This window comes from Streptococcus infantis, assembly GCF_964243025.1.
Classification (GTDB): domain Bacteria; phylum Bacillota; class Bacilli; order Lactobacillales; family Streptococcaceae; genus Streptococcus; species Streptococcus infantis_N.
Map to the genome: position 1 here is coordinate 1 of NZ_CAXTDJ010000001.1, position 13,198 is coordinate 13,198.

General features: G+C 38.5%; 17 protein-coding genes. All 17 read left to right on the forward strand.

What is annotated here, in order from left to right:
- Nucleotides 1-304 precede the first annotated feature (304 nt).
- The 17 genes from rpsU to pstA all read left to right on the forward strand — a co-directional run bounded on the left by rpsU (nucleotide 305) and on the right by pstA (nucleotide 13,194).
- On the forward strand, nucleotides 305-481 hold the full coding sequence (gene rpsU, locus ACESNQ_RS00005; protein ID WP_000048054.1) for a 30S ribosomal protein S21: 177 nt from the start codon (nucleotides 305-307) through the stop codon (nucleotides 479-481).
- A 64-nt stretch (nucleotides 482-545) separates the two neighbouring features.
- Nucleotides 546-1,508: a hypothetical protein gene (locus ACESNQ_RS00010; RefSeq protein WP_373074093.1), complete on the forward strand. Its 963-nt coding sequence runs from the start codon at nucleotides 546-548 to the stop codon at nucleotides 1,506-1,508.
- A 136-nt stretch (nucleotides 1,509-1,644) separates the two neighbouring features.
- Nucleotides 1,645-2,580, forward strand: coding sequence for an HPr(Ser) kinase/phosphatase (hprK, locus tag ACESNQ_RS00015; RefSeq protein WP_006148210.1), 936 nt, complete (start codon nucleotides 1,645-1,647; stop codon nucleotides 2,578-2,580).
- Entirely contained in the window at nucleotides 2,573-3,361 is a 789-nt protein-coding gene (gene lgt / locus ACESNQ_RS00020; protein ID WP_373074095.1) for a prolipoprotein diacylglyceryl transferase, read from the forward strand. The genes hprK and lgt overlap by 8 nt, the downstream gene beginning before the upstream one ends.
- Before the next feature lies 1 nt (nucleotide 3,362).
- Complete coding sequence (locus ACESNQ_RS00025) at nucleotides 3,363-3,746, forward strand: DUF948 domain-containing protein (protein WP_006148212.1); 384 nt, start codon at nucleotides 3,363-3,365, stop codon at nucleotides 3,744-3,746.
- A gap of 14 nt (nucleotides 3,747-3,760) precedes the next feature.
- Complete coding sequence (locus tag ACESNQ_RS00030; RefSeq protein ID WP_373074097.1) at nucleotides 3,761-4,156, forward strand: YtxH domain-containing protein; 396 nt, start codon at nucleotides 3,761-3,763, stop codon at nucleotides 4,154-4,156.
- An 85-nt stretch (nucleotides 4,157-4,241) separates the two neighbouring features.
- Nucleotides 4,242-5,372 (forward strand): radical SAM family heme chaperone HemW, encoded by a 1,131-nt coding sequence (gene hemW, locus ACESNQ_RS00035; RefSeq protein ID WP_373074099.1) that lies wholly within the window; start codon nucleotides 4,242-4,244, stop codon nucleotides 5,370-5,372.
- A 4-nt stretch (nucleotides 5,373-5,376) separates the two neighbouring features.
- Nucleotides 5,377-6,114 carry an acyl-[acyl-carrier-protein] thioesterase gene (locus ACESNQ_RS00040; protein WP_036753842.1) on the forward strand — a complete coding sequence of 246 codons (738 nt, stop codon included), beginning with the start codon at nucleotides 5,377-5,379 and terminating at the stop codon, nucleotides 6,112-6,114.
- Nucleotides 6,115-6,124: 10 nt separating this feature from the next.
- Complete coding sequence (locus ACESNQ_RS00045) at nucleotides 6,125-6,898, forward strand: TIGR01457 family HAD-type hydrolase (protein ID WP_373074101.1); 774 nt, start codon at nucleotides 6,125-6,127, stop codon at nucleotides 6,896-6,898.
- Nucleotides 6,888-7,520, forward strand: coding sequence for a TIGR01906 family membrane protein (locus ACESNQ_RS00050; RefSeq protein ID WP_373074103.1), 633 nt, complete (start codon nucleotides 6,888-6,890; stop codon nucleotides 7,518-7,520). Before ACESNQ_RS00045 ends, ACESNQ_RS00050 begins: the two co-directional genes overlap by 11 nt.
- Nucleotides 7,521-7,657: 137 nt before the next feature.
- On the forward strand, nucleotides 7,658-8,059 hold the full coding sequence (locus tag ACESNQ_RS00055) for a Spx/MgsR family RNA polymerase-binding regulatory protein (protein WP_006148218.1): 402 nt from the start codon (nucleotides 7,658-7,660) through the stop codon (nucleotides 8,057-8,059).
- Nucleotides 8,060-8,338, forward strand: a complete 279-nt coding sequence (locus ACESNQ_RS00060) for a UPF0223 family protein (RefSeq protein ID WP_004252549.1) — start codon at nucleotides 8,060-8,062, stop codon at nucleotides 8,336-8,338.
- Nucleotides 8,328-9,095: an inositol monophosphatase family protein gene (locus ACESNQ_RS00065; protein ID WP_373074106.1), complete on the forward strand. Its 768-nt coding sequence runs from the start codon at nucleotides 8,328-8,330 to the stop codon at nucleotides 9,093-9,095. Before ACESNQ_RS00060 ends, ACESNQ_RS00065 begins: the two co-directional genes overlap by 11 nt.
- Before the next feature lie 6 nt (nucleotides 9,096-9,101).
- A complete protein-coding gene (locus ACESNQ_RS00070) occupies nucleotides 9,102-10,415 on the forward strand; it encodes an RsmF rRNA methyltransferase first C-terminal domain-containing protein (RefSeq protein ID WP_373074108.1) in 1,314 nt (437 codons plus the stop codon).
- 109 nt (nucleotides 10,416-10,524) lie between these two features.
- A complete protein-coding gene (locus ACESNQ_RS00075) occupies nucleotides 10,525-11,403 on the forward strand; it encodes a phosphate ABC transporter substrate-binding protein PstS (RefSeq protein ID WP_373074110.1) in 879 nt (292 codons plus the stop codon).
- Complete coding sequence (gene pstC / locus ACESNQ_RS00080) at nucleotides 11,403-12,320, forward strand: phosphate ABC transporter permease subunit PstC (RefSeq protein ID WP_006150773.1); 918 nt, start codon at nucleotides 11,403-11,405, stop codon at nucleotides 12,318-12,320. The genes ACESNQ_RS00075 and pstC overlap by 1 nt, the downstream gene beginning before the upstream one ends.
- Complete coding sequence (gene pstA / locus ACESNQ_RS00085; RefSeq protein WP_373074112.1) at nucleotides 12,310-13,194, forward strand: phosphate ABC transporter permease PstA; 885 nt, start codon at nucleotides 12,310-12,312, stop codon at nucleotides 13,192-13,194. The genes pstC and pstA overlap by 11 nt, the downstream gene beginning before the upstream one ends.
- Nucleotides 13,195-13,198: the final 4 nt, after the last annotated feature.

Genomic DNA, 13,198 nt, shown 5'->3' on the forward strand with positions numbered 1-13,198 from the left:
AGCCTAGTACTTGTATTGGCTGGTGTGGTAATCATGTCAGGAACAGTTGTTATGAAACGTAAATTTACTAAATAATAATTTTTAGAAAATCTACACTATCTTAAAGAGAGCCGAAAGGCTCTCTTTTCAATTTAATGAGTGTATATAAATCTTCCTACTTAATAAATTATTTTTTATAAAAAAGTGATAATAGCAAGTTTGAAATTAATAGTGAAAATTCATGGAATAAAGTATTTTAGTCTTGACAAATAGCTCTTATCCATGTAAAATAGAATAGATCTTGAACTTGAAGGGAGTGAAAAAAATGTCTAAAACAGTAGTACGTAAGAATGAATCTCTTGACGATGCACTTCGTCGTTTCAAACGTGCGGTTACTAAAGCTGGTACTCTTCAAGAAACACGCAAACGTGAATTCTATGAAAAACCTTCTGTAAAACGTAAACGTAAATCAGAAGCAGCTCGTAAACGTAAAAAATTCTAATTGAAATGAAAGGCTAGACTTGTCTAGTCTTTTTTTGCACATTGTTTAGAGATATGAGGAACTTATGAAAGAGTATATAAAAGAATATCAAAAGATGCGCGAAGAACGTTTTAAGGATTGGGGTTATTATTCAACTCCTATAAACTGGCAGGAATTTGAAGAGTCTAATCAGAGGATTTTTCAAAAGTATTTGAAGGATTCGAAAGTATTGTCCGATAATGTTTTAAGGACAAAGTTGTACAGTAGCTTATTGCTAGATGATATCAAGTATTTTGCATACTATATAGCTTTTTTAGACGGGGATTATAAACAATTAAATAATGCTCTGTGGCAAACTGGAAGAGAAGAATTGATTAGAGGAGGTTTGCTTGCAAGTGGAACAATCTATACAGATGGTATTTTGAGGGGCTTATTTACCAATTTTGCATGTAACGATTTTTCAGTCATTTCATCTTATATACCAAAAGACTTGCCTTTACTGAAAGGAACCTGTTATCCCCAAAATGTCATCAATCTTTTACACGCTCTTTATTATCAGGATGAAGACAGATTATCAGAGTCTATCATATTGGCACAACAGTTTCTAGAGAAGAAAAAACGAACAGGTATGGAAGAATTTTCTGTTCGTTATTTTATAAACTTGGCAAGAAAAGACGCAACTGGGATAAGCCAAAACTTACAAAACTTATGCCTAACTTATCAGAGACGGGGTTATCCTTTTGAGAAGATAGATAAATGCTTCGCTGATGAAGTTCATGGTCTTTATCGCTTGGTGAAATATTTTGATGATTCCATGTTTGAAGAAGTTAGTATGCCGTCTCATAAGACTTTTCTGCAGGAATTTGAAAAATGGCAAGTTCAAAATCAGTTTCCACAAGGACAACAGTTCTATATCTATCCACAAGATATGGCTGATGCAAACAAAATACTAAAAAATGAACTTCCGAGAATTCACATAGAAAAATCAGGAAGGGATTTGGTGATAGACGTTGACCGGTTTGCAGTAGATTTGTCTCAACTGATTTGAGAAAGTACGAGAAGACTCACATGCTAAATCATTTTTTAGGCAACTTTAAATAAATACTGTAAATTTTGCAAAAAAAAGGAAACTTCCAGCTACAATCTGATATAATAGTAAGAGAACTCGATTTAAGGAGAAATATATGTCGGTTTCAGTAAAAGAAGTTATTGAGAAGCTTAGATTAGACATTGTCTATGGGGAGCCTGAATTACTTGAAAAGGAAATTAATACTGCAGATATAACGCGACCTGGTCTTGAAATGACAGGCTATTTTGATTACTATACTCCAGAGCGTATTCAATTGTTGGGGATGAAGGAATGGTCTTACCTAGTCTCTATGCCTTCTCAAAATCGTTACGATGTCTTGAAAAAAATGTTTCAACCGGAGACACCTGCGGTCATTGTTGCGCGTGGTCTAGTTGTTCCTGAGGAAATGTTAAAGGCAGCTAGAGAATGTAAGATCGCAATTTTAACAAGTCGCACAGCTACAAGTCGTCTTTCTGGAGAACTGTCTAGTTATCTTGATTCTCGTCTAGCAGAACGTACTAGTGTACACGGTGTCCTAATGGATATCTATGGTATGGGTGTTTTGATTCAAGGTGATAGTGGAATTGGTAAGAGTGAGACAGGTTTAGAACTAGTTAAACGTGGTCACCGCTTGGTGGCAGACGATCGAGTAGATATCTATTCTAAGGATGAAATGACTCTCTGGGGTGAACCTGCTGAAATATTGAAACATCTGATTGAAATTCGTGGAGTAGGGATCATTGATGTCATGAGTCTATACGGTGCTAGTGCAGTTAAGGATTCTTCACAAGTTCAGCTAGCTGTTTATTTGGAAAATTACGATACACATAAGACCTTTGACCGCTTAGGAAATAATGCTGAAGAGTTGGAAATTTCAGGTGTTTCTATTCCGCGTATTCGGATTCCTGTAAAAACAGGTCGCAATATTTCTGTGGTCATCGAAGCTGCTGCCATGAACTATCGTTCTAAGGAAATGGGCTTTGATGCGACACGTCTCTTTGAAGAAAGATTGACGAAATTAATCGAAAAGAACGAGGTGCAAAATGATTGATCCAGTTGCTTTTCAAATAGGTCCCTTTGCTGTTCGCTGGTATGCTATCTGCATTGTATCTGGATTAATGCTAGCAGTTATTCTTGCAATGAGAGAAGCACCCAAAAAGAAAATTTTATCTGATGATATTATTGACTTTATCCTAGTAGCCTTTCCTCTGTCCATTATTGGTGCAAGACTCTACTATGTCATCTTTAAGTTTGACTATTATAGTCAACATATTGGAGAAATCTTTGCTATATGGAATGGTGGTCTTGCGATTTACGGCGGTCTAATTACTGGAGCGATTGTACTTTATATTTTCGCAGACCGTAAATTAATCAATACCTGGGATTTCTTGGATATTGCAGCTCCGAGCGTTATGATTGCTCAGAGTCTAGGACGTTGGGGGAACTTCTTTAACCAAGAAGCTTACGGTGCAGTTGTAGAGAGTCTTGACTACTTGCCTAGTTTCATTAAGAATCAGATGTATATTGATGGCTCATATCGACAACCAACCTTCCTGTACGAATCTATTTGGAACCTTATTGGTTTTAGTTTAATTGTTATTTTTAGACGCCGATTAAATGGCATTCGTCGTGGTCATATCACAGCCTTTTACTTAATTTGGTATGGTTTTGGACGTATGATTATTGAGGGCATGCGTACAGATAGTCTCATGTTCTTTGGACTTCGAGTATCTCAGTGGTTGTCTGTTCTATTAATTGGGCTTGGTATTTATATTATCGTTTATCAAAATCGGAAAAAAGCACCATTTTATAATGTAAAAAAGGAGAATTAAAATGTTAGAATTTGCTTATATTATTGTGGCTATTGCCTTGATTGTATTTATTGTTTATTTGATTATTACCCTTCAAAAAGTTGGACGTGTAATTGATGAAACAGAAAATACTGTTAAAACGCTAACTTCAGATGTAAATGTTACTCTACATCACACAAACGAACTTCTTGCCAAGGTCAATGTTCTTGCTGATGATATCAATATCAAAGTTGCAACCATTGATCCACTCTTTACAGCAGTTGCAGACCTTTCTGTTTCTGTTTCTGATTTAAATGATCAGGCTCGTGTCTTGAGTAAAAAAGCATCATCTGCAGGTTCAAAAACATTAAAGACTAGTGCAGGCTTATCTGCCGTTCGTATTGCAAGTAAATTTTTTAAAAAATAAAAAGGAGATAACTCATGGGTAAATTATCATCAATCCTTTTAGGAACTGTTTCAGGTGTGGCTGTTGCCTTGTTTCTAACAAGTGAAAAAGGGAAACGTGTTACTAGTCAGGCACAAGACTTTATTGAAGATCTGAGAGAAGATCCAGAATATGCTAAGGAACAAGCTCTTGAAAAATTGACAGAAGTCAAAGAACAAACCAGAGATTTTGTCCTAAAGACAAAAGAACAAGTAGAATCAGGCGAAATTACCTTGGATTCAGTTCTTGAAAAATCTAAATCTTTAGCTCAACAAGCTACTGAAGCTTCAAAAGAGACCTTGAACAGTCTCAAGGAACAATTGGAAGAAAAAGTAGTTGTTGAAGACCCAGAAGACGGTCAAGAAATCATCATTGATATTCAAGAAGATTAAAATAGAAATCACCATTTTTGATTCCCTTAGAGTCGGAGATGGTGATTTTTTTCTTGAGTGAAGTCTTTGTGGTATAATAAATACTATGCAGAAGAAACCAACATCAGCTTACGTGCACATTCCATTTTGCACACAAATCTGTTATTATTGTGACTTTTCTAAGGTCTTTATTAAAAATCAACCAGTAGACAGCTATCTAGAACATCTACTGCAAGAATTTCATTCTTATGACATTCAGAAGTTGCGTACTCTCTATATTGGGGGAGGTACACCGACAGCCTTGTCTGCGCCACAGTTAGAGGTGCTTCTGGATGGGTTGACTAAAAACTTAGATTTGTCAGTCTTAGAAGAATTAACCATTGAGGCCAATCCTGGAGATTTGGATGAGGATAAGATTGCAGTTTTGAAAAATTCAGCAGTCAACCGTGTTTCATTGGGTGTCCAAACCTTTGATGACAAAATGCTGAAAAAAATTGGTCGTAGTCATTTGGAGAAAGATATCTATGAAAATATTGATCGTCTCAAATTAGCAGGGTTTGATAATATTTCCATTGACTTGATCTACGCTCTTCCTGGTCAGACTATGGACCAGGTCAAGGACAATGTTGTCAAGGCCATCGCTTTGGACATCCCCCACATGAGTCTCTATAGCTTGATTTTGGAAAACCATACTATCTTTATGAATCGTATGCGTCGTGGGAAGTTACCACTTCCTAAAGAAGAAGTAGAAGCTGAAATGTTCGAATATATCATTGCTGAATTAGAGCGTGCTGGTTTTGAGAATTATGAAATTTCAAATTTTTCAAAACCTGGCTTTGAAAGTCGTCACAATCTTATGTACTGGGATAATGCTGAGTATTATGGTATAGGTGCAGGTGCGTCTGGCTATGTAAACGGTGTTCGCTATAAAAACCATGGGCCTATCCGCCATTATCTAAAGGCAGTAGAAGAAGGCAATGCTCGCATCAATGAGGAACACCTGAGTCTAAGGGAACAAATGGAAGAAGAGATGTTTCTTGGACTTCGCAAGAAGACAGGAGTTTCAAAAGCAAGATTCGAAGAAAAATTTGGTACATCTTTTGAAAATTTATATGGTCAAGTTGTAAGAGATTTGTGTCATCAAGGTCTTTTACAAGTAGAAGGTCAACAAATACGAATGACAAAAAAAGGTCTCTTTTTAGGAGATACAGTAGCAGAACGATTTATATTGGAGTAGAATTATGGGCTTAACTTATCAAATGAAGATGAAAATTCCTTTTGATATGGCTGATATGAATGGCCATATCAAGTTGCCAGATGTTATTTTGTTGTCCCTGCAAGTATCAGGAATGCAATCCATTAATCTAGGAGTGAGTGACAAGGATGTTTTAGAACAGTATAATCTAGTCTGGATTATCACTGATTATGATATCGATGTTGTACGTTTACCTCAATTTGCTGAGGAAATTACCATCGAAACAGAGGCCTTGACCTACAATCGTCTATTTTGCTACCGCCGATTTACTATTTATGATGAAGACGGTCAAGAAATCATTCGCATGGTAGCTACCTTTGTCCTTATGGATCGTGACAGTCGGAAGGTTCATCCTGTAGAACCTGAAATAGTCGCTCCTTATCAATCTGAGTTTTCTAAGAAACTCCTTCGCGGTCCAAAATACGCAGAGCTGGAAGAAGCGATTAGCAAAGATTACCATGTTCGTTTTTACGACTTGGATATGAATGGCCACGTCAATAACAGCAAATATCTGGACTGGGTTTTTGAAGTTATGGGGGCAGATTTCCTAACCAATCATATTCCTAAAAAAATCAACCTCAAGTATGTCAAGGAAGTTCGACCAGGTGGTATGATTACTTCTAGTTACGAATTGAATCAACTAGAAAGCAATCACCAAGTCACAAGTGATGGCGATATCAATGCTCAGGCAAAGATTATTTGGCAAGAAATTAACACAGATTAGAAAGTAATATATGACTTATAAAGGCTATTTAATTGATTTAGACGGTACAATTTATAAAGGAAAAGATAGAATTCCAGCGGGAGAAGCTTTTGTACATGAGCTGCAGAAAAGGGAAATTCCTTATCTTTTTGTAACAAACAACACTACTCGTACACCTGAAAGTGTCCAAGAGATGTTGGCAAATCAGTTTAATATTGACACGCCTGTATCGACAATCTATACTGCAACCTTAGCGACCATTGATTACATGAATGATCTGGGGCTTGAAAAGACCGTTTATGTGATTGGAGAAGCAGGGCTCAAGGAAGCTATTCAAGCAGCTGGTTATGTTGAAGATAAAGAAAATCCAGCCTATGTGGTTGTAGGTTTGGACTGGCAAGTTGACTATGAAAAATTTGCTACTGCAACCCTAGCTATCCATAAAGGTGCTCATTTTATCGGCACCAATCCAGATTTAAATATTCCAACAGAACGTGGACTTTTACCTGGTGCTGGTTCTCTGATTACTCTTCTTGAGGCAGCAACTCGCGTAAAACCAGTTTATATTGGAAAACCAAACGCGATTATTATGGATAAGGCTGTTGAACACCTAGGACTTGAACGCCAAGAAATTGTCATGGTGGGGGATAATTATCTTACTGATATTCGAGCTGGTATTGACAATGGGATCCCTAGTCTTTTGGTGACGACAGGATTTACAAAACCTGAAGAAGTGGAGGATTTACCAATTGACCCAACCCATGTCCTCTCAAGTCTAGCGGAGTGGAATTTCGATGAAAATTAAATTTACTTTTGTAGGAAGTCTTCTCTTTCTCCTCTCGCTTGCTATTTTATTGACCATCTACCTGGCTTGGTTGATTTACCCTCTGGAGATTTCTTGGTTAAATCTGACAAGTCGTGTTCATGTCCAACCTCAGACCATCCAACATAACTTTAATGTTTTGATGAATTATTTGACCAATCCATTGAGTCAAGTATTAGCAATGCCAGATTTTCCTTCGTCTGCCTCTGGAATTCACCACTTTGTGGTTGTAAAGGGACTCTTTCACCTAGCGCAAGGAGTAGCAATTGTAACTCTACCGATTTTCTACCTTTTTTGGAAGCAAGTCATTCAGAAAGGTTTTCTGTCTCTATATCGCAGAGGTCTCTTGATTATGCTGTCTTTACCTTTGGTTCTTGGTTTAGTTGGCGTCTTCATTGGGTTTGAACAATTCTTTACCTTGTTTCATCAGATTCTATTTGTAGGTGATGATACCTGGCTTTTTGATCCCGCTAAAGATCCGGTCATTCTTATTCTACCAGAGGATTTTTTCCTGCATGCCTTTCTCCTATTTTTCTGCTTGTATGAACTGCTTTTTGGCTTTATTTATCTACTAAGTTGGAAAAAATTACCAAAAATATCATAAATGCATTAAAATGTTTTAAAAATTGTACGAAAAACCTATTTTTCTTTAAAAAGTAGGTTTTTTTACGGAAATAACTAGTCAAGCGCTTTATTTTTTTGTATAATAGAGTAAGAAAAGTATGCAAAGAAGAGAATAGCATGATTACACTATTTTTATCACCGAGTTGTACATCATGTCGTAAGGCAAAGGCCTGGCTTGATAATCATAAAGTGCCTTTCCAAGAGCACAACATTATGACCAGTCCTTTATCAAGAAAAGAATTACAACACATTCTTTCCTTGACCGAAAACGGTACCGATGACATTATTTCAACTCGTTCAAAAATTTTCCAAAAGTTAAATATCGATGTGGAAAGTATCTCGGTGACAGAGTTGCTTAATTTAATTGAGCAATATCCTAGTCTTTTGCGTCGTCCAATCATCATTGATGATAAACGTATGCAGATTGGCTTTAATGAAGATGAGATTCGTGCATTTCTTCCTCGTAGTTATCGTAAGCAAGAATTGAAAGAAGCTACATTAAGAGCTGGTATTAATTAGATGAATAAACAGTATAGTTACCCACTAGATTTGTCGTGGAGCACTGAAGAACTTGCTTCAGTGCTTTCTTTTTTTAATGATGTTGAAGCTGCCTATGAGACACAGGTAGATGCTAAGAAATTATTAGATTCCTACAAGGTATTCAAGTCAGTTGTGCCTAGCAAGAGCGAAGAAAAACGTTTGGGACGTGAGTTTGAATCAGTTAGTGGATACTCTTTCTACCGCGCAGTCCAGTTGGCCAAAGAAAAAGGAGAAGGGAAGATTTCACTTGGAAAATAAATTTACATTTGCCAAAGAAATTGTCAGGGAAGCTGGGGAATACATTCTCCAGCATATGAATGAAGATCTCTATGTTGAGAGAAAGTCTTCCCCTACAGATTTGGTAACTAAGTTAGATAAAGAAGTTCAAGACTTACTTATAAAAAAAATCCGTTCTCGCTATCCAGATGACCTATTTTGTGCAGAAGAAGGCTGCATGCGTACAGCAGTAGGACAAGGTTCTGTATGGATTATTGATCCTATTGATGGAACCAACAACTTCGTAGCACAAGGTGAAGATTTTGCTGTTATGCTGGCCTATTTTGAGGATGGTATTGGCAAGTTCGGTATTATCTATGATGTTATGAAGGGTGATTGTTACCATGGTGGAGGAGACTTCCCGCCCTGTCGCAATGATGAACCTTTACCACCATTTAAAAAGAAACCCTTGAGAGAATTTTTGGTGTCTGGTAATTCTGGAATGCTAGCGACTAACGAATGGGGCTTAGCTGATTTGGGAAACGCTGCACTTGGTACACGAGTTTATGGCAGTGCCGCTATTAGTTTTGCCAAGGTGCTATCAGGTCGACTTTTAACTTATATCACTTATTTACAACCTTGGGATTATGCGGCTGCAAGTATTCTAGGTGAGAGTTTGGGTTATAAGGTTTTTACGATTGCTGGTGAAGAAGTCGATTTTCAAACACGACAGGCCGTTATGATGGTGCCAGTAGAGATGAAAGATGAGATTCAATCCTATATCTATGAAAGGAAATAAACCTACATGCAATTTCCAGATGGATTTGTAAAAAAATACGAAACAATATTGGGAGATGAGGCAAGAGCTTTTCTTGCCTCTTTTGATGATGAGGCTGTTTCTGCCTTTCGTATCAACCCTTTAAAAGAAAGACAGCTTTCTTTTTCAGATGCTATTCCCAATACACCCTGGGGCTACTATGGGAAGGTTTCAGGGAAATCACCAGAACATGTAACTGGCTTGGTCTATTCACAAGAACCTGCCGCACAAATGGTAGCTCAAGTAGCCCAGCCAAAGCCAGGTATGAAGGTCTTAGACTTGGCAGCGGCTCCCGGTGGGAAATCCACTCAACTGGCCTCCTATCTTGCAGGAGACGGTCTTCTTGTTTCAAATGAGATTTCAAGCAAACGGTCAAAGATTTTAGTTGAAAATATGGAACGTTTTGGTGCGACTAATGTCGTTGTGACCAATGAATCAGCAGACCGTTTAGCCAAGGTTTTTAAAGGCTATTTTGACCTGATCGTTTTAGATGCACCTTGCTCAGGAGAAGGGATGTTTCGTAAACAACCTGACGCTATGGATTATTGGAGTGTCGATTATCCTAGTCAGTGCGCTAGTTTACAACGTGAGATTTTATCAGATGCTGTTACCATGCTGGCTGATGGTGGTCGACTAGTCTATTCAACCTGTACCTGGGCGCCAGAAGAAAACGAAGAAATCGTCCAATGGTTACTGGATAGCTATCATTTTGAATTGATTCCAATCCAACACATCAATGGAATGGTACCTGGGATTGATTTACCTGAAACAGCTAGAATGTACCCTCATCGCTTTAAGGGAGAAGGTCAGTTCGTGGCCCATCTTCAGTTTAAAGATCAAAACAAGACTGGGAAGTTGAAACCTTCTAAATCCAACCTATCTCGTGAACAGATTTCCTTATGGCAGGATTTTGAGAAAAAACATCTTAAAGAAAAACTGACCGGTGTCCTACAAGTTTTTGGAGACCAGCTTTATCTCTTGCCAGAAGTCCTACCCGATATAGGAAAACTCAAGATAGCTCGTAATGGTCTTCATCTTGGAACTTTTAAGAAAAAACGTTTTGAACCAAGTTTTGCTCTTGGCTTAGCTTTAAAACCAAGCCAAGTCAAGCAAGGAATCGAAATTCATCAAGAAGACTTTGTCAAATATGTGGCTGGTGAAACGGTCCAATTAGCTGAAACTCTTCCAAATGGTTGGTACCAAGTTTTGGTTGGTGGAAATGGTCTAGGTTTTGCAAAAGTAACCGGAAATACCTTGAAGAATTATTTTCCCAAGGGCTTAAGGTTTCAGGTGAAAAACTAGTCAAAAACTGTATTCTATGTTATAGTGGAGGTATGGATTTTCCCTGAAAACAATAGAAAATAAGGGCGAAAATTCAAGCTATTCATCATTATTTTCAAGGAGACAAATAGTGAAAAAATTTAAAAAACTCACCATCTCTCTTGCAACTCTTTTACTTGCTGGTTCGCTAGCAGGATGTGCAAGTTGGATTGATCGTGGGGAGTCTATGACGGCTGTCGGTTCTACTGCCCTTCAACCTTTAGTTGAGGCGGCAGCAGATGAATTTGCGTCCGCAAATGTTAGTAAAACAGTCAATGTTCAAGGCGGTGGTTCAGGTACAGGTCTGTCTCAAGTCCAGTCTGGAGCGGTAGACGTCGGTAACTCGGATGTTTTTGCGGAAGAGAAAGATGGTATCGATGCATCTGCCTTAGTTGACCACAAGGTAGCTGTTGCTGGGATAGCTGTTATCATCAATAAAGAAGTAGATGTTGATAATCTTACGACAGAACAACTTCGCAAAATTTTTACAGGAGAAATTACCAACTGGAAGGAAGTCGGCGGTAAAGATTTAGCTATTTCTATTATCAACCGTGCTGCGAGCTCAGGTTCTCGTGCGACTTTTGACAGTGTGATTATGAATGGTCAGTCAGCGGTTCAAAGTCAGGAGCAGGATTCTAACGGTATGGTGAAGTCCATTGTTTCTCAAACCCCTGGAGCGATTTCCTACCTTGCCTTTGCTTATGTTGATGATTCTGTTGGGACTATCAAAATTAACGGCTATGAACCAATTTCTGAGAATGTAACCACGAATAACTGGCCTTTGTGGTCTTATGAACACATGTATACCCTTGGTGAGCCAAATGAATTGGTTGCCGAATTCTTAAACTTTGTTCTTTCGGACGAAGCGCAGAATGGAATCGTTAAAGGAATGGGCTATATTTCTGTCAAGGAAATGAAGGTTGAAAAAGATGCTGCAGGTACTGTGACAGCCATAGAAGGGAGCCAATAATGAATCAAGAAGAATTATCAAAAAAATTGCTCTCTCCTTCAAAAAACTCTCGTCTTGAGAAATTAGGAAAAGGACTAACCTTTGCCTGCCTATCTTTGATTGTTATCATTGTTGCAATGATTTTGATCTTTGTAGCCCAAAAAGGCTTGTCCACCTTCTTTGTTAATGGTGTGAATATCTTTGATTTTCTTTTTGGTGCAACTTGGAATCCGTCAGGTAAACAATTTGGTGCCCTTCCAATGATTTTAGGTTCCTTTATTGTGACCATCCTGTCAGCTCTTATTGCAACACCATTTGCCATTGGAGCAGCAGTCTTTATGACAGAGGTGTCTCCAAAAGGAGCTAAGATTTTGCAACCTGCTATTGAACTCTTAGTTGGGATTCCTTCAGTAGTTTATGGATTTATTGGTTTGCAGGTCGTCGTACCATTTGTACGTAGTGTCTTTGGTGGAACAGGTTTCGGTATTTTATCAGGAATTTTCGTTCTCTTTGTTATGATTTTGCCGACTGTAACCTTCATGACAACAGATAGCCTACGTGCGGTTCCTCGTCACTACCGTGAAGCAAGTTTAGCCATGGGAGCGACTCGTTGGCAAACCATCTGGCGTGTAACCTTGAAGGCTGCTCGTTCAGGTATTTTTACGGCAGTAGTCTTCGGAATGGCGCGTGCCTTTGGTGAGGCCCTTGCTATTCAGATGGTTGTTGGTAACTCAGCAGTTGTTCCAACTTCATTGACGACACCAGCAGCGACTCTGACATCCGTTTTGACCATGGGAATCGGTAATACCGTTATGGGAACTGTTGATAATAATGTTCTTTGGTCACTGGCCTTAGTATTGCTTTTGATGAGCTTGGCCTTTAACAGTGTCATTAAACTGATTACGAAAGAAAGAGGAAAGAAAAACTATGCACGCTAAGAAATTAGATAAACTTGCTACAGCTGTCCTCTATACCATCGCAGGAATCATTGTGACCATCCTTACTTCCTTGATTCTCTATATCTTGGTTCGAGGCTTACCTCATGTTTCTTGGTCCTTCTTGACTGGGAAATCATCCTCATATCAAGCAGGTGGTGGTATTGGGATTCAGCTCTATAATTCCTTTTTCCTTTTGGTGATTACCTTATTCATCTCTGTACCTCTATCAATGGGAGCTGGAATTTTCCTAGCAGAGTATGCTAAAAAAGGTCGTATTACAAATTTCGTTCGTACCTGTATTGAAATCTTGTCTTCTCTACCATCCGTCGTTGTAGGTCTCTTTGGTTACCTCATCTTTGTAGTCCAGTTTGAGTATGGATTTTCAATTATTTCAGGTGCTTTGGCTTTAACAGTCTTTAATCTTCCACAGATGACTCGTAATGTTGAAGATAGTTTGAAACACGTTCACCATACGCAACGTGAAGCTGGTTTGGCGCTTGGACTTTCTCGTTGGGAAACTGTCCTTCATGTCGTTATTCCTGAAGCCCTTCCAGGTATTGTAACGGGGATCGTGCTTGCATCAGGTCGTATCTTTGGTGAAGCTGCAGCCCTTATCTACACAGCAGGTCAATCTGCACCAGCTCTTGACTGGTCTAACTGGAATGTTCTCAGCGTAAGTAGTCCAATCTCAATCTTCCGTCAAGCAGAAACCTTGGCTGTCCATATCTGGAAAGTCAACAGTGAAGGAACTATTCCTGATGGAACACTTGTTTCAGCAGGTTCTGCAGCGGTGCTCCTAATCTTTATCTTAATCTTTAACTTTGGAGCACGTAAACTCGGAAGCTATCTACATAAGAAATTAACCGCAGCCTAAAGGA

Excerpts from the sequence above, each read along its gene's own strand:
- ACESNQ_RS00050 (WP_373074103.1), top strand. The coding sequence starts at position 6,888 with ATGAAAATTAAATTTACTTTTGTAGGAAGTCTTCTCTTTCTCCTCTCG.
- pstC (WP_006150773.1), top strand. The coding sequence starts at position 11,403 with ATGAATCAAGAAGAATTATCAAAAAAATTGCTCTCTCCTTCAAAAAAC.
- pstA (WP_373074112.1), top strand. The coding sequence starts at position 12,310 with ATGCACGCTAAGAAATTAGATAAACTTGCTACAGCTGTCCTCTATACC.
- rpsU (WP_000048054.1), top strand. The coding sequence starts at position 305 with ATGTCTAAAACAGTAGTACGTAAGAATGAATCTCTTGACGATGCACTT.
- hprK (WP_006148210.1), top strand. The coding sequence starts at position 1,645 with ATGTCGGTTTCAGTAAAAGAAGTTATTGAGAAGCTTAGATTAGACATT.
- ACESNQ_RS00060 (WP_004252549.1), top strand. The coding sequence starts at position 8,060 with ATGAATAAACAGTATAGTTACCCACTAGATTTGTCGTGGAGCACTGAA.
- hemW (WP_373074099.1), top strand. The coding sequence starts at position 4,242 with ATGCAGAAGAAACCAACATCAGCTTACGTGCACATTCCATTTTGCACA.
- ACESNQ_RS00070 (WP_373074108.1), top strand. The coding sequence starts at position 9,102 with ATGCAATTTCCAGATGGATTTGTAAAAAAATACGAAACAATATTGGGA.
- ACESNQ_RS00055 (WP_006148218.1), top strand. The coding sequence starts at position 7,658 with ATGATTACACTATTTTTATCACCGAGTTGTACATCATGTCGTAAGGCA.
- lgt (WP_373074095.1), top strand. The coding sequence starts at position 2,573 with ATGATTGATCCAGTTGCTTTTCAAATAGGTCCCTTTGCTGTTCGCTGG.
- ACESNQ_RS00025 (WP_006148212.1), top strand. The coding sequence starts at position 3,363 with ATGTTAGAATTTGCTTATATTATTGTGGCTATTGCCTTGATTGTATTT.
- ACESNQ_RS00010 (WP_373074093.1), top strand. The coding sequence starts at position 546 with ATGAAAGAGTATATAAAAGAATATCAAAAGATGCGCGAAGAACGTTTT.
- ACESNQ_RS00045 (WP_373074101.1), top strand. The coding sequence starts at position 6,125 with ATGACTTATAAAGGCTATTTAATTGATTTAGACGGTACAATTTATAAA.
- ACESNQ_RS00040 (WP_036753842.1), top strand. The coding sequence starts at position 5,377 with ATGGGCTTAACTTATCAAATGAAGATGAAAATTCCTTTTGATATGGCT.
- ACESNQ_RS00030 (WP_373074097.1), top strand. The coding sequence starts at position 3,761 with ATGGGTAAATTATCATCAATCCTTTTAGGAACTGTTTCAGGTGTGGCT.